The organism is Chondromyces apiculatus DSM 436 (assembly GCF_000601485.1).
Lineage (GTDB): Bacteria > Myxococcota_A > Polyangia > Polyangiales > Polyangiaceae > Chondromyces > Chondromyces apiculatus.
Map to the genome: position 1 here is coordinate 121,674 of NZ_ASRX01000010.1, position 17,138 is coordinate 138,811.

At 65.8% G+C, this 17,138-nt stretch carries 5 protein-coding genes; all 5 read left to right on the top strand.

Annotation, left to right across the window (positions count from 1 at the left end; all coding sequences use genetic code 11):
* Nucleotides 1-61 precede the first annotated feature (61 nt).
* The 5 genes from CAP_RS07330 (at nt 62) to CAP_RS07350 (ending at nt 17,076) form a co-directional block, all read left to right on the top strand.
* Entirely contained in the window at nt 62-979 is a 918-nt protein-coding gene (locus CAP_RS07330; RefSeq protein ID WP_231511193.1) for a tetratricopeptide repeat protein, read from the top strand.
* A 219-nt stretch (nt 980-1,198) separates the two neighbouring features.
* The gene (locus tag CAP_RS07335) at nt 1,199-12,496 is read left to right on the top strand and encodes a tetratricopeptide repeat protein (protein WP_197041054.1); all 11,298 of its coding nucleotides are present in this window, start codon (nt 1,199-1,201) and stop codon (nt 12,494-12,496) included.
* Between the two features lie 205 nt (nt 12,497-12,701).
* Entirely contained in the window at nt 12,702-14,513 is a 1,812-nt protein-coding gene (locus CAP_RS07340; protein WP_081864653.1) for a serine/threonine protein kinase, read from the top strand.
* On the top strand, nt 14,510-15,532 hold the full coding sequence (locus CAP_RS07345; protein WP_044237737.1) for a PEGA domain-containing protein: 1,023 nt from the start codon (nt 14,510-14,512) through the stop codon (nt 15,530-15,532). The genes CAP_RS07340 and CAP_RS07345 overlap by 4 nt, the downstream gene beginning before the upstream one ends.
* Nucleotides 15,533-15,621: 89 nt before the next feature.
* Complete coding sequence (locus tag CAP_RS07350; protein ID WP_197041055.1) at nt 15,622-17,076, top strand: BMP family ABC transporter substrate-binding protein; 1,455 nt, start codon at nt 15,622-15,624, stop codon at nt 17,074-17,076.
* Nucleotides 17,077-17,138: the final 62 nt, after the last annotated feature.

Sequence of the window (17,138 nt, forward strand, 5' to 3'; positions counted from 1 at the left end):
TATCGGCGGACGCCAGAGAGGCGCGGCGACCGCCCTTGCGAGTCTGAGAAGGAGAGAGTTGATGAAGCTGCGAGCAGTCATGATGGCCGGGCTGATGACAGCAGTGGGCCTGGGAGCGACCGGGTGCAGCCGGCACAGGCAAGAGGCAGTGATTCTTGCGAACCAAGCCGACAAGGAGGTCTCGATCAACCCCGAAGGCGCGGCGAACAAGTATGACCAGGCCACCAAGCTCGATCCGAGCAACCATCGCATCTTCTACAAGCTGGCCATGGCTTACAAGAAGCGCGAGGAATGGGACAAGACCGCCTCCACATTGAGTCGCGCCACGCAGCTCGCTCCCAAATTCGCGAACTACTGGTTCGAAAGAGGCTGGGCCCTGGAGCAGCAGGCGAAGAAGAAGACGATCTCCTACGACGAGGCCAAGGAGCCTTATCAGAAGTGCATCGAGAACGACCCGAACTTCGCGGATTGCTATTCACAGCTCGGGAATGCCCACCTGTGGACGGATGACGAGCAGAAGGCGCTCGAGAACTTCACGAAGGCAATCGAGCACAACCCCTCGGAGATTCGGTACTACTCACAGCTCGCCGATCTCTACATCCGGCTTGGTTATCTGCAGGAGGCCGAGCAGGTGCTCAAGGAAGCCAAGGCGATGGCGAAGCAAGGTGACAAGTACCTCTTCGGGATTCACAACCTCCTCGCGCAGGTCCTGCAAGAGAGGAACGATCTCGCGGGAATGGTGGCCGAGCTCGAGTCTGCGAAGGCGGTAGCGCCTGCCGAGGGACCCGAGTCCGTACTCATTCTGTGGAGCCTTGGGAGCACGTACGCAAAGCTGGAGCCGCCTCGCAAGCAGGAGGCCATCCAGATGCTGAAGGGCTTCTCTAACCGAGCTTGCAAAGGCTCCAAGGCAGCCATCTACAAGACCGAGTGCGATACGTCGAATTCGCTCCTCGCGAAGCTCGGCGGTCAGGGTAGTTGAGATTCAGGCTGGTTGTAACAGAGCTTGTAAACCGCGTTGGTGGATCGGGGCCGAGGTCGATATTCAATGGATCTTGAGCAGCGTCTAGTTCATCTCGAGTCGATTCATGACTGGCACGGGCTCGTTGAAGAGCTCGAGAAGGGGATCGCATCCGAAACGGATGCGACCAAGAAGGCGTCATTTCATCTGCAACTCGGGCAGGTGCTCGAAGGGAAGTTCTTGCAGTCCGTCAAGGCACTCAAGCACTTCCAAGACGCTTACAAGATGAATCCAGCACTGATTGGCGCCCTGGCACATGCGCGCGCCATCTACTGGGACCTCGGCAAGGTCAACATGGTCCAGAAGCTCCTCGAACTGGAGCTCAGGAACGCTGCCGAAGGTGAGCCCTCTTCGCTGCTGCTGATCGAGCTCGGCGATGTCCTCTGTGATGCCGGTGATGTCGAGCGCGCAACGTCGAGCTACGCAAAGGCGCTCGCAGCGACCGGTGGAGCCAGTGAGCGCGCTCGTGCCCGCCTGGAGGACATGCAGGTCGACGAGTCTTCCTGGTCCGAGCGCGTGGATACGCTCGTCGTGATGGCAGAGGAAGCTGCAACGCCGGAGGAGAAGCGAGAGCTGTACCTCCGCGCGGCACGCCTGGCGAAGCGGTTCGACAAGTCGCGGCTCGAGAGCCTGCTCGCCAGCGCCTATGGCGCAGATCCAGCCGACAAACAGGTCGCCTCCATGTTCGAGGGGATGCTGACGGAAGAAGAGCGCTATCAGAGCTTGCTCGATTTCCAGAGGAAGATCCTCGACAACAAGAGCGGTCCAGCGCGCGCCGGCGCTGCCTTCAAGTTCGGTGTCCGCTGGGCTACCCGGCACCAGAACGTGGAGGCGGGAGCGAAGCTCCTCGCAGAATCGCTCACCCACGACCCCCAGAATGAAGCAGCATTCGCCTACCTGCGAGAGGTCTGGGGCACCAAGGAAGGCAACTGGGAACGGGTGCTGCGCCTGGCGGAGGAGACGCAGGGCGAGAAGAGCGCTTCCCCCTTCGTCGTCGCGCAAGCTGGTGCGGTCGCGTGGCGCCAGCTCGGCAACCTCATTCGCGCCCGCAAGTGGTTCGAGCAGCTCGCTGAGCTCACCCCGGACCATCCGACGCTGAAGGCCTTCGAGGCGCAGATCGGGGAAAAGATCACTGGCACTTCCGCGACGCCTGCGCCCCAGGAGCCGTCCCAGGCAGCTCCGGCGCCGGTCGCCGAGGTCGCCGCGCCCACGCCCGCGCCCATCTCGGCAGCAGCTCCCGAGCCGCCCTCGGCAGCGGCTCCCGAGCCCCCCTCGGCAGCGGCTCCCGAGCCCCCCTCGGCAGCGGCTCCCGAGCCCCCCTCGGCGCCGGCTCTGCGCGCTGAACCAGAGGAGGCGCCGAGCGCGGCGGTCGTCAGTGCGCCGAGCAGTCCTTCACCAGACGCTCCGCCCAGCGCGAGCGAAAGCATTGCCGAGGACCCGGGCGATACCGCTGCCGCGACTGCTGCGAAGCTGGACGAGCTTCGCTCGAAAGCTCAGAAGCAAGAGCAGGCGAAGCGATACAATGAGTACGTCAAGACGCTCATTGAGATCGCCGAGACCGCAGACGATCGTGACGAGAAGATCAGCAGCTACGAGAAAGCCGCTGAGCTGTACACGACGAAGTTCTCGAACGCCGCTGAAGCCGTCAAGTGCTACGAGGCCATCCTGGCCATTGATGGCGAGCACGCGCAAGCCCTCGAGTTCCTCCGGCAGAGCTACGAGAAGCGGCGCGACTGGGAGAAGCTCATCGGGTTGATGCGCCGGGAAGCCGCTCAACTCCCCGAGGGGCTGGACCGTGCATCCAAGTATCTCGAAATCGCCAAGCTGGCCACGGAGCGGGTCAAGAAGCCCGAGGTCTGCATTGAGCTCTGGGACGAGGTCATCCAGAACGACCCCGAGAACACCGAGGCGCTCAACGCCCTCGCCGTCCTGCATGAGCGGGCCAAGGACTGGGAGGCGCTGGCGCGGACCTTGCGGCAGCAGGTCGACATCACCTTCGACAGCGCAGCGAAGCAGCAGCTCCTGGGCAAGCTCGGGGCTCTGTACGGAGAGCGCCTGAACAACGACGAAGCGGCCGTGGAGGCTTGGAGGCAGCTCATTGCCCTCAACCCTCAGGATCGCAAGGCCCAGGAGGCTCTCAAGAAGCTCTACCTCAAGCTGGGTCGCTGGGACGACATCGAGGTCTTCTACGCCGAGAGCGGGAAGTGGGACGAGTTCATTCGCGTCCTCGAAGCTCAGGAAGCGAAAGAGACCGACGACCGCGCCAAGATCGGGATGCTCATCAAGATCGCTGAGCTCTACCTGGTCCAGAAGCAGAAGCCCGACCGCGCTGCGCGTGCTTACGAGAAGGTCCTCTCGATCGAACCGACGCACCTCGGCGCAGCCGAAGCGCTCATCCCCATTTACAGCCAAGCGAACAACCCGAAGGGCCTCGCGAGCGCGATTGAAGTCAAGCTGCTGCACGATCAGGACGACGCTACCCGGCTTGCCCTGTATCGCGAAGTCGCAGCGCTCTACGAGCAGAAGCTCAAGGAGCCTCAGCGCGCATTCGAGCGATACCTGTCGTCGTTCAAGATCGCTCCTGACGATGCGCGGTCAATCGAGGACGTGGAGCGCGCGTCTCGCATCACGACCGGGTGGGACGAGCTGATCTCTGCCTATTCTGCCGTCGTCGCCGATGCAGAAGCGGATGGGAACACCTCGCTGAGCATCGATTTGCGGCTTCGACTCGGCCGCGTCCTCCTGGAGGAGGTGAAGCGCGTCGATGATGCGCTCGCGCAGTTCAGGGCCGTCTACGATGTCGACAGCGAGAACGCCGCAGCGATCGCGGCTCTGGAACGTCTCTACCGGGAGACGAACCGGTTCCAGGAACTCCTCGGCATCTACCAGAGGCGGCTCGAGCTCAGCGACGACATGCTGGATCGCAAGCAGATCCTCTATGGCATCGCCGAGCTTTATGTGGGCGAGCTGAAGGATCCTGCCCAGGCCATCGCCACCTATCGCCAGGTGATTGACGATGAGCCCATGGACGCGCAATCGCTCGCTGCGCTCGATAAGCTCTACGGTGAGCAACAGCAGTGGGAGGATTACGTCGAGGTCCTGCGAAAGCGCATCGAGCTGGAGCAGTCGGAAGCTGCCCTCGTCGATCTCAAGCTTCGGCTCGGGACCACCCTCGAGAAGCACCTCGGTGATCCCTCCGGGGCTCTCGAGAACTACCGGGAGATCCTGTTCCTCGATCCGGCCAACGACGCGGCACGCCTGGCGCTGGAAGCCCTCCTCGAGAACGAGAACCTGAGGGCTGAGGCTGCAGCCATCCTCCAGGACATCTACGAGAGCAGGAGCGACTGGGAACGCCTGATTCAGGCACTCGAGATCCTCGCCGTGGCGGAAGCAGATTCCTCGGCGCGCGTCTCTCTGTTGCGGAAGGTCGCCCAGACTGCGGCAGAGAACCTCGGGGACCTGAACCGAGCCTTCGACGCCCAGGCCCGTGCTCTGCGTGACGATCCCTCGCACGCGGACACGCGCGCGGAGCTGGAGGACCTCGCAGGCCGCGCGAATGCGTGGGATCGCCTCGACGGAATCTTCGGTGACATCGCGGAGTCGCTGAGTGATGCGCGCCTGAGCCGCGAGTACTGGATGCGCCTGGCCAGCATTCACGAGCGGCTCGGCAAGGTGGACGACGCCGCGAATGGCTACCTCAGGGTGCTGTCCATCGATCCGGCTGACGCCGAGGCGCTCGCTGCAATGGACGCGCTCTATCGTCGCACGGAACGGTGGAACGACCTGATTGGAGTCTACCGACGCCGCATCGAACTGGCGCAGGAGGCGACCGAGCGAGAGTCCCTCTACGCGCAGATGGCGGAAGTCTATGACCACAGGCTCGGTCAGCCGGAGGAAGCCATCTCCGCCTACCGAGAGGTCCTGACACAGGATCCGGCCAGCCTGTCTGCGCTCACCGCCCTCGACAGCCTCTTCCAGAGGCAAGAGATGTGGGAAGAGCTCGCCGACAACCTGGAAGCTCAGCTCAATCTTTCGACAGATGACGCGCAGCAGATCAGCCTCATGCTCCGGCTTGCGGCGCTGCGTGAATCGAAGATGAACATGGTCGATTCGGCCATCGACATCTACAGCCAGGTACTCGATCGGCAGCCGTCGAATGCCGACGCCCTCGCCGAACTCGAAAGGCTGGCGAAGCTGCCAGCGCACGAGCTGGCGATCTCCGAGGTTCTCGAGCCTCTCTACCGCCAGTCGGGCGACTACATGAAGCTCATTGGCGTGCACGAGATCCAGGTGCGCCGGAGCGACGATGTCACCCGGCGAGTGGACCTCCTGCACCAGATTGCCACCCTCTACGAAGAGGCGGGTGGTGACCTCAACTCCGCGTTCGACACCTACGCGAGGGCGCTCAAGGAGGATTCCGGTTCCGAGTCCACCCAGCGCTCCATCGACAGGCTCGCGCGCGCCACGGGTCGCTTCGCGGATCTGGCGGCGGTCTACGAGACGCTCGCAGCGTCCGAGGCCGAAGCGGATCTGGCCAGCGCACTCTACACGATGAGCGCTCAGGTCTATGAGCAAGACCTGGGCGACATGGACAGCGCCATCCGGCATTACCGGCGCGTCCTGGAGATCGACCCGTCGAACCTCCACGCTGCGGAGTCGCTGGAGAGGATCTTCCGGAGCGCCGAACGTTATCGCGAGCTCTCGGAGACCCTCCAGCTGAAGGCGGAGATCCTCGACGACATCAACGAGAAGAAGGCCGCGTTCTTCGCTGCAGCGTCCATCGAGGAGGATGTCCTCGAGCGCCATGAGGCAGCGATTGCCGTCTACGGCAAGGTGCTCCAGCTCGACAGCGAAGACCTGCGCGCCGTCGACGCATTGATCAAGCTCTACCTGGGGCTCAGCCGCTGGCCGGATCTGCTCGCCGTCTATCAGAGCAAGGCCGACCTGGTCGTGGATTCGGAAGACAAGAAGCGAATCTACTACCAGATTGGCGCAGTCTACGAGCGCGAGCTCAACGACGTCCAGAATGCCATCGATACATACCAGCGCGTCCTGGAGATCGATCCTGACGACATGCAGGCCCTCGGTCGCCTGGACGTGCTCTATCAGATGTCGCGCAACTGGCCCGAGCTGCTGAGCGTGCTGCAGCACGAGGCCGAGATCGCGACCGATCCTGCCGAGAGCATCAGCTATCAGTATCGAATCGCCGAGCTGTACGAGAAGCACCTCGACGACGTCAGCAGGGCGATCGATCTGTATCGCGACCTCCTGCAGCAGATGCCTGATCATGAGCCAGCGCTCAAAGCACTGGAAGTGATCAAGGACGGAACGAAGGAGCCGCTGGGCGCCGCCCTCGTCCTCGAACCGATCTACGACGCCTCTGGCGAGTGGCAAAAGCTGATCAGCGTCCTGGAGGTCCAGGTTCGTGCCGCCGAGGACCCCTATGCAAAGGTGGACCTGCTCCACCGCATCGGGCGCCTCGCGGAGGAGATGCTCAGCGACCACGTCACCGCGTTCGAGACCTATGCGCGCGCAGTGGCCGTCGACGTATCCAATGAAGAGTCCCTCTCGAATCTGGAGAGACTCGCGATGATCGTGAACCGCTGGCAGGACGTTGCCGCGCTTTACGATGCAGAGCTGAACAGGCTCGCGGACGACTCTGCGAGGTTCGTCGAGCTGGGCATCCGGCTGGCTCAGATCTTCGAGACCCAGCTGGACGACGTCGACAATGCCGTCGCGCGCTACCGCCGCGTTCTGGAGGTAGAGCCCGAGAACAAGACGGCGGTGTCGGCACTCGATCGCCTCTTCACGACCACGGAGCGGTGGCGTGATCTGGTGGAGATCCTGGTGCGCGAGGCCGAGCTGGGCGACTCGCCAGAAGAAATCCTCGAGTACAAGTACCGCCTCGGCGTGGTTCACCAGACCCGGCTCAACGATCTGGGGGAAGCGATCGCCGCTTACCGTGAGGTGCTCCTCGCCGCGCCGGAGCACACTCCCACGCTGGAAGCGCTCGAGGGGCTCTTCGCCTCGGGCATCAAGCAGATGGAGATCGGCGAGATCCTCGAGCCGCTCTATCAGTCGGCAGGCGAATGGGAAAAGCTCGCCAGCGTGTACGAAGCGGAGCTTGCTCATCAGAAAGAGCAGAGCGACCGCTTGGCCATGTACTATCGCCAGGCCGAGCTGCACGAGGAGCGGCTCCTCTCCATGGATGGCGCTCTCGGCGTCTACGTACGCGCCTTGAAGGAGTACCCGAAGGACGAAAAGACCCTCGAGGAAGTGGAGAGGCTGGCAGGCTCGGTCGACGGTGGCTGGGAGCTGGCGGCCAATGCATACGCCGACGTGCTCGGGGTGCATACCGCTGACAAGGAAGTGCAGACCAGTATTGGTAAGCGCTTGGCGAGAGTCTTCGAGCACGAGCTGGGCGACGTCGCGAAGGCAGAAGAGACGTACCGCTACGTGCTCGGTGTGGAGCCGCTGGAGGCGGAGGCCCTCGCCAACCTCGATCGCATCTACACCACCATGGAGCAGTACCCCGAGCTCGCGAGCGTTCTCGAGCAGCGGGTCCGGGCGACGCAGGACGAGCCGGAGCTGGTCGAGCTCTATCTGCGGCTCGGTCAGACCTATGAAGAGCGGCTGGTTCAGAACGACGAGGCCATCCGTGCCTTCCGTCAGGTCTTCGATGAGCTGGACAAGACCAATGACCAGGCCATCCAGGCCCTCGAGCGTATCTACTCCAGCACCGGGGCTTGGACGAACCTGAGGGTCGTGCTCCAGCGTGAGCTGGAGAATGCCCTCGGAGACACGGAACAGGCCGACATCCTCGCCAAGACCGCGCATCTCCTCGCAGACCGGTTGAACGACATCGCCGGCGCCGTGGAGACCTGGAAGCGTGTGCTCGAGCTTCGTGGAGAGGACCCCGAGGCGCTCGGCGCCCTGGCCAATCTGTACGAACGCATGGGTCAATGGGCCGAGCTCTGTGACGTGCTCGAGCGCCATTACGACAATGCCATCGATGACGAGACCAGGGTCGCGGTCCTGCTCAGGCGCGCCAAGCTGTTCACCGAGCAGCTCGGCCGCGATGATTCGGCGCTCGAGGACTACAGCCGGGTCCTCGACATCGACTACAGCAACCTCGAGGCGCTGTACGCGATCGCCGCCATCTGGCGCAAGCGAGGCGATGCCAACGAGATCGTGGGAGCGCTGCACCAGACGGTGGATCGCGCCCGCGACGCCCTGCCCGCGGAGAACCTGGTAGCCCTCTTCCGCGAGCTCGGCACCCTCTATCAGCACACCCTCCAGCAGCCCTACGATGCGATCGACGCCTGGAGGAAGCTGCTCGAAGTCGACCCCCGCGACTTCGAGGCGATGGCGGCGCTCGAGAACCTCCTCAGAGCGGAAGAGCGCTGGGAGGAGGTCATCGAGGTCAAGATGGGTCGCGCAGCCGCCTACGAGGCGCCTGCCGATCGGGTCCGCGAGTACCTCGAGATCGCCTCGCTCTGGGAGCACCAGGTCGGAGAGAAGGACAAGGGAGCGCTCGCCTACGAGAAGATCCTCGAGATCGAGCCTACCCACGATCAGGCGTACTTCGCGCTGGAGGGCCTGCATGCGGCCGCCGGCAGAGCGGAGCCTTTGATCGAGCTGTATCTCGCGCGGCTCGAAACGCGCGACGAGATCCCCGAGAAGACGGACATCCTCCGCAAGGTCGCGCGCGTCTTCGAGGAGCAGCTCGATGACAAGCCTCAGGCGTTCGATGCGCTGCTGACTGGCTTCGAGATGGATTTCGAGGACATGGACACGGTCCGTTACCTCGAGAGAATGGCTGCCGCGACGAATCGCTGGCCCGAGCTCGTGCAGACCGTCAACGGCTGGCTCCAGCAGCAGCAGGACGCGCGCCAGATCATCACCCTCTGCCTGCGACTCGCGAAATGGTACGCGGAGGACCTGGGCCACCCCGAGTATGCCCAGCCGTACTACCAGAAGGTCCTTGAGAAGGACCCGAACAACGTCGCCGTCCTGCGGCTGATGGCCAACTTCTTCAAGAAGACCGGCCAGTGGCAGACGCAAGGGCAGACGCTCACGAGCGCGTTGAACGTCGCCGTGCTCGACACCGATCGCAAAGAGATCCTGACGGAGCTCGGCGAGGTTCTTGAGAAGCAGATGAACGACGTCGATCAGGGGATGGGCTTCTACAAGCGCGCCCTCGACGTCGATTCACTGCACCTCCCTGCGCTCGAAGCCCTCGAGCGCATCTACACGGATCGGGATCAGCCGACGGATCTCGTCGACATCCTGCTCCGCAAGGCGAAGTCGCTCACGGATCCTCAGGCCGTCGCGGCGGTCAAGCTCCGCACCGGAGGCCTCTACGAGACCACGCTCGGCCAGACGGATCGTGCGGGCGCCGTTTACCGAGAGGTGCTCGACATCGATGGCAGCAACCTCCTCGCGATGCGCGGTCTGGAGCGCGTCTATGGCGCGCTCCAGCAGTGGCCCGAGCTGGTGCGCGTGCTCGAGATGCAGCTCGATGTCGTCGCGACGGAGCGCGAGCGCATCGAGGTCCTGATGAAGATCGCCAGGATCCAGGAGGAGCAGTTCCTCAAGCCCGACCTCGCGGCAGCGCGGCTCGAGCAGGTCGTGGAGATCGATCCGAACAACGAGATCGCGCTCGAGTCACTGGAGCGCTGCTACCGCCGCCTCCGTCAGTGGCTCGATCTCGTCAACACCTACGATCGTCACATCCAGGCCACCCTCGATCGGGCGAAGAAGATCGAGCTCTGGGGTCATACGGCGAAGGTCTATGCCGAGGAGGTTCAGGACCTCGATCGGGCGATCGATGCCTACCTGAACATCGTCGACCTGGATGAGGCGAACATCCCTGCGCTCGAGGCGCTCGCGAAGCTCTACGAGAAGCAGAACGAAGCCTCGAAGGCCATCGACTACATGTCGCGCGTGGCCGACCTGACTCCGGACGGCAAGCAGCGCGTCGAGATGTACTACCGCATCGGTAAGCAGCTCGATGGGCTCGGAGACCGGGTGCAGGCGCAGGAGCGGTTCGAGATGGCCCTCGATCTCGATCCTCGCCACCTTCCGACGCTCGCCTCCCTGCGGGCGATCGCGAACGACTCGGCGGACTGGGATCGCGCGACGCGGTATCTCGAGCAGGAGCAGATGTACACCGAGGCGCCGCGCGCCCGGGCCAAGCTGCTCGTCGAGCTCGGCAAGCTGCGCGAGGAGATGCTCAACGAGCACGACCTCGCGGTGCAGGCCTACGAGATGGCGCTGCAGTCGGACGCCGACAACGAGGAGGCGGCGATGCCCCTCTTCAAGGAGTACATCGCCACCGAGCGCTGGGCGCAGGCGGAGCCCCTCGGAGAGATGCTGGTCCGGAAGTCCGGAAAGCGGGACCGGACCGAGCAACTGGATCTCCAGAAGGCCTTCGGTTCGGTGCTCGAAAAGAGCGGCAAGAACGAGCAGGCGCTCAAGGCTTACCAGGCAGCGCACACGCTCAACGTGACGGACATGGAGGCCATCCGCGGCCTCGCGGACGTCACGTTCAAGCTGCAAGACTGGCCCACGGCGCTGACGAACTACCAGAAGGTGCTCGCCGCGACGGAGGAGTCGGAGACCGAGACGCGGACGACCATCTACTACAAGCTGGGCGCCATCAAGCAGGCCCAGGGCCAGGCCAAGCAGGCGATCAACAACTTCGAGAAGGCGCTCGGCATCGATCCTTCTCACGTGCCCACGCTTCAGGCGATGGTCGCGGTCTACGAGAGCCTCAAGGACTGGAAGCAGGTCGCCCATTACAACCGTCAGCTCCTCGACGGCATCATGGATGGCGCAGAGCGCTTCAAGATGCTCAACGAGATCGCCGACGTCTGGATCGACAAGGAGAACAACATCCCGAAGGGCGTCGAGGCCCTGGAGGAAGCCCTCGATCTGGAGCCGCAGAACCACGTGCTGCTGCACAAGCTGTTGCAGCAGTACCAGAAGACGGGTCAGTGGCTGCAGATGGTCGAGACCTTGCAAAGGATCGCCGACATCGAGCCGCAGCCGGACAGGCGCAGTCGGTACCTGTTCACGATGGCGCAGATCTATCGCGACAAGCTCGAAGACCAGATGCGCGCCGTCGAGCTGTTCAACGAAGCGCTGGATCTGAACCCCGGCTTCCTCGAGGCCTTCGAGCGGATCAACAAGATCCTCACCTCGATGAAGGAGTGGAAGCAGCTCGAGCGCGCCTACCGCAAGATGCTCCACCGCGTGGCGGGCAAGGGGAACACGGACCTCGAGTTCAACCTCTGGCACGCCCTCGGTCTCATCTACCGCGATCGCCTCAACGATCGCACGGCATCGGGTGAAGCCTTCAAGATGGCCTCTCGGCTGAAGCCGGAGGACATGACGGAGCACCTGATCCTCGCGGAGATCTACGAGCAGTCGGAGCAGCTCGACGCAGCCATCGCCGAGTACCAGGCCATGGTGAAGCTGGATCCGATGCGCGTGGATCCCTACAAGCGCCTCTACCGGCTCTACGCGGACAGCAAGCAGTACGATCCTGCCTGGTGCATCGCGGGAGCGCTGGCCTTCCTGCGCAAGGCCGATCCGGAGGAGCAGCAGTACTACGAGGATTACCGACCCCAGGGCCTGATCCAGGCGAAGAGCCGGCTCGACAACGAGCAGTGGATCCGGAACCTCTTCCACGAGGAAGAGAACCTCTACGTCGGCAAGATCTTCGAGATGCTGGCCGGAGCGGCGCTGCAAGCGAAGATCAAGACGCTCGAAGCGCAGAAGCAGCTCCCTGTCCTCGACGCGCGGTTCCGTCAGGATCCGGCGACGTCGACGGTCACCTTCGCGCGCACCTTCGGCTGGGCAGCGAACGTCCTCGGTCTACCCGCTCCGCTGCTCTATGTACGGAGCGACGTCCCGGGGGCCCTGGTCGCCGTTCCGAACCCGCAACCGGCGTCCGTGGCTGGGCAGACGGTCCTCACCGGCTTCTCGCCCCAGGAGCTCACCTTCATCTGCGGCAAGCACCTGGCGATGTACCGCGGGGAGCACTACATCAAGACGCTCTTCCCGACGGTCACCGAGCTGACGGTGCTCCTGTTCGCCGGCATGAAGCTGGTCGCTCCGGAGACCCCCGTGCCTCCGGACATCGAGAAGCAGATCATCGCCACGGCGCAGCAGGTCCGGCAGTTCATGCAGCCCATGCAGCTCGAAGGATTGCGCATGGTGGTGAAGAAGTTCCTCGCGGAAGGCGCGAAGGCGAACATCAAGCGCTGGGTCCAGTGCGTGGACATCACGGCCGCTCGTGCAGGTCTCCTGCTCTGCGCGGACATGGAGATCGCGCGGAAGATCCTCGCTGCGGAGCCGCAGCAGCCGGGAGACCTTCCGCCTCAGGACAAGCTGAAGGAGCTGCTCGTGTTTGCCACGAGCGAGCAGTACTTCGCCCTGCGCCACACGCTGGGCATCTCCATCGGCGAGTGATCCCTCCTGGCGGAGGTCGTCCAACCGGGCGCCTCCGCTGCGCTTCCCCCAGAAACCCACAGATCCCTCGGGGCGCCCGCGCGGTGCCGCGGCAGCAACCCCGAGGCTCATGCCCCCGCGCCGTGATGGCCGTCCCCTCGGGTCTCGTGCGCCTTGACGATGCGCGAGAGGTCATCGACGATCGCTCCCGGAGGCGCTTCCCTCCTTGATCGTCCGCCTACCTGCATCTGCTGCTGCTGCATTCGGCAAGTATCGCCTGCTCGCCAAGCTGGGTCAGGGCGGCATGGCCGACGTCTACCTGGCGACCCTCCAGGCATCCCTGGGGTTCGAGAAGCTCGTGGTCATCAAGCGTCTGAAGGCAGCGGTCGCTGCCGACCCCGACGGCGTGACCATGTTCCTCGACGAGGCACGCATCGCCGCACGCCTGAACCATCCCAACCTCGTCCAGACCTACGAACTCGGGAGCACCGACGAAGAGCCCTACCTCACCATGGAGTATCTCGAAGGCCAGCCGCTGGATCGCATCGTCCAGCGGCTCGGCTACGAGCAACACCTGCCGCTGTACCTTGCCATCCTCTCGGATGCCCTCGCCGGGCTTCATCACGCGCACGAGCTGTGCGATTTCGACGGCCGACCCCTGGAGGTCGTGCACCGTGACGTCAGCCCTCACAACATCCTCGTGACCTACGAAGGACAGGTGAAGGTGGTCGACTTCGGCATCGCCAAGTGGCAGACGCGCACCGCGGAGGCCACCAGCACCGGCGTGGTCAAAGGCAAGGTCTCCTACATGGCCCCGGAGCAAGCCTTGTGCGCGCCCGTCGACCGCCGTGCCGACCTCTTCGCAGCGGGCGTCATCCTCTCGGAGTTCGGAGCCTGTGGCCGGTTCTGGGGCCCCCTCTCCGACATGCAGATCCTCCAGCGCATGGCTGTCGGTGACCTGCCCCGCCTGCGAGAGCGCCGCCCTGACGTGCCGGAGCCGCTCATCGCGATCTCCGAGCGCGCCCTCGCGCTCGATCCTGCGCAGCGGCAAGCAACCGCCGCGGAGATGCGCGACGCCATCGAGGCACTGCTCGGCAGCCTCGGACGAAGGCCCACCCCAGCCGAGATGGGCCAGCTCATCTCCGACGCCTTCGCCGACCGTCGCGCGGAAGCCCGCGCCCTCATCGGTGAGCAACTCGGACGCGCGAGGGAACGCGAAGCGGACACCGCGGAAGCCCTGCCGATGCTCGATGACCGCGCAGGTCCCGCCTCGGGGCGCGCCCGTTCGGCTTCCCAGCGCCGCGAACCCCCTCAGACGTCTCTGATCTCCGTCAGCCCAGCTCCAGCTCCCGATCCCGACCCCCCCTCGGCCGACACCTCTGCGGCCACGTCTCCTGTCGCCAGCTCGGCAGCCCCGACGGCCGTTGCGAGCGCCCCCGCCCGCGCGTTCTGGTTCGGCCGCGGTGGTGCCGCAGCGGCCGTATTGCTCGGCGGCATCGCCGTGGGCGCCGTCCTCGCGGGCGCGATGCAATCCCTGCGCTCCTCCTCCTCGTCCCTCGCGGCTCCCGGCAGCAATCCCTCGGTCGCAGTCCCCGGGCACACGTCTGACCTCTCACCGGCTCTCGTCGAGCTGCGCATCGACGTCACCCCCGCCAGCGCCAGCATCCTTCTCGACGGCGTTCCCGTGCCGGCCAACCCCTTCGTCGCCCGCTTCCCCCGTGACCGCACCGGCCATCGCATTCAGGCCACGGCCGAAGGCCATGCACCCGCGGCTCAGCTCGTGGTCTTCGACCGTGACATCGCCGTCTCTCTGACCCTGCATCCCGCGACCAGCCCTGGCGCCGCGTCCTCCTCCGCGCCCCTTCCCACCACCCCAGCCTCCTCCTCGACGCGCGATCCACGCCCACCTCTGCCCCCGAACCAGCCCTCCTCGCACACGCCCTCCGGCGTGTCTCCCGCGCCGTCCTCCTCTCAGCCCCAGGCGGGACCCAAGGTCGACGCCACCGACCCCTGGTCCACCTCGCAGAAACCCCGATGACCTCCGCGAGACGACCAGCCGTCCTGCTGGCAGCCACCGCGCTCGCGTTGCTCCCCGCGCGCGCCGCTGCCCAGCCCACCCCTGCGCCGACGCGCGCGACATCCCCGTCCACCAGCGAACCCGCCACCGTGGACTCCCCGCTGGACCAGGCCCGCATGCAGTTCCGCAAAGGCCTCGACCTCACCACCGCCGGCCGCTTCGACGACGCCCTCACCGCCTTCCAGCGCGCCTACGATCTCAGCCCCACGTACCGCATCCTCTACAACATCGGCCAGGTCAGCCGTCACGTCGGCGACCCTGCCCGGAGCCTCCGCGCCTTCGAGCGCTACCTCCAGGAGGGCGGCTCCGACATCGACCCTGCCCGCCACGCCGAGGTCACCACCGAGATCGCCTCCCTCCGCGCCCAGGTCGCCTCGGCGCGCATCCACGCCCCTCCCGGTGCATCCCTGTCCCTCGATGGCCTCCCTGCCGGCACGGCCCCCCTCCGCGACCCTCTCTACCTCAACCCCGGCGCGCACCGCCTCCGCGCCGAGCAGCCGGGCCACGTCCCCACCGAGCGTTCCATGGACGCGACCGCAGGCCAGTCCCTCGATCTCACCCTGACCCTCCCCCTGGCGCCTTCCCGTCCCGTACCCCCGACCTCTCCTCCGCGGCCCACCGGCCCCCCCGAGCGTCGCGCTTCCCTCTGGATCGGCTGGCTCACCACGGGCGCCCTCGCCACCGCCGCCACGGTCACGGGCGTCCTCGCCGCGGTGACGGCCGCCCGGTTCGAGGATGCCTCCTACGCCGGCCCCAACCGCCTCCCGCCTCCCGACTCCGAGGTGAGCGCGCTCGGTGCGCGCGTCGACGCCCTGTCCATCACCACCGACATCCTCCTCGCGGCCACCGCGGCCAGCTTCGGGGTCACCCTCGCCCTGCACCTCACCAGCCCCTCTCCCGACGCCAGCCGCCCGCCCCGCGCTGCCCGCCTCTCCCTCGGTGCTGGCCCTGCTGGCGCATGGCTCACGGGCGCCTTCTGACCGTCGCTCCCGTGCGCAGGCCCAGGGCTTCTCCCGTGTCCCCTCCGAACATGACGCCACCCCCCCACTCCCCGACGGCATGCCCCCCCGTGCCTCGTCCGACGGCGCCCTCATTGCGCCCTCCGCCGACCTCCCCTCGCCCGACACCCGAGCGCGCGCCGAAGGCCTCTCTCTCTCGCTGGCGCGCCCCGCTTCTCCTCCTCGCCGCTGCCCTCGCCCTTGGCCCCACGACGGCCTGTCATCTCCTCCTCGACGGCGACCCGGCCGCTGGCATTGGCGCCCCTTGCGAAGAGGACACCGACTGCCAGGCCTCTCGCTGCATCGACGAAGTCTGCGCCTCTCCCTGCACCACCTCCGACGACTGCCCCGCGCCGGCCACCTGCACCTCCGCCGCCCTCTGCCAGCTCCCGCTCCGCGTCGGCTTCGTGCACGCTGGCGAGCCAGCCTCCGAGCAGTGGACCCAGGCCCACGAAACCGGCCGAGAGGACGCGCTCCTCGACCTCCCGTACCTCGTCACCGAAGCGGCTTACGGCAAGCTCCTCGCTGCCGATGCGGCGAGCGCCATCGACGACCTCATCGCCCGCGGCTTCCACCTCATCGTCGCCACCTCGCCGACCCTCCGCGACGTCGCCGCCCTCAAGGCGCTCGAGCACCCCGAGACGAAGTTCCTCACCTGCGACGCCGCGCCGCCCACCACCGGGAACCACGTCGCCTACCACGGCCGCATGTACCAGGCGGCTTACCTGGCCGGCTACGCCGCCGCCCGTCGCTCCACCACGCACCGCCTCGGCATGCTCGGCTCGCTCCCCACCCCCGCCGTCGTCCGCTACATCAACGCCTTCACCACCGGCGCGCGGCGCGCCTCCCCGGATACCACCGTCGAGATCCGCTGGCTCGGCTTCTGGCACGACACCTTGCCCCCCGATCCCCAGGGCAGGACCCAGGAGCGCGTCCTCACCGAAGCCCTCCTCGCCAGCGGGTGCGACGTCATCGCCCACCAGACGGACAACGGCATCCCCGTGACCACCGTCGCCAATGCCGGCACCACTGCCAAGGCCATCGGCAACAACACCGAGGACGCCTGCCCTCCAGACGCCCCTTCTTGCCTCGGCACCACCTTCTGGCGCTGGGGCCCCCTCTACACCCGCCTCCTCGACGGCGTGCACCGCTCCCGCTGGCCCTCTGCCTCCCTCGTCGAGCCCGGCATGCTCCTCAACCCCCAGAGCAGCACCGTCAACTTCGCCCTCGGCCCCGCCTTCGACGCTGGCGAACTCGCCCTGGAGATCAGCGCCCTCCTGGAGGAGCTCTCTGCCGAGAACGGCGAAGCCACCCCCTTCATCGGCCCACTCTGCTCCACGGGCCAGCGCGACCCCGGCAAGGACGGCACCCCCGACTGTCTCGCCGCGGGCGAAGCTCCCTCCGCCGGGGAGCTTCAGACCATGTGCTGGTTCGTGGAAGGCCTCGTCGAGAGGGAAGACCCCGACGACCCTTCCTCTCCCGACCGCCCCGCGCTCGTCCCTTCGCGGGGCGACTGCGGCCCCTGACGACCGCCTCTCTCAATCATCCCGCACGGATCCCGCACGCACCCTGCGCGAGGTCCACCCCC

What these genes read in the sequence shown, in the direction of transcription:
- CAP_RS07330 (WP_231511193.1), top strand. Translation starts at nt 62, where the DNA reads ATGAAGCTGCGAGCAGTCATGATGGCCGGGCTGATGACAGCAGTGGGC.
- CAP_RS07345 (WP_044237737.1), top strand. Translation starts at nt 14,510, where the DNA reads ATGACCTCCGCGAGACGACCAGCCGTCCTGCTGGCAGCCACCGCGCTC.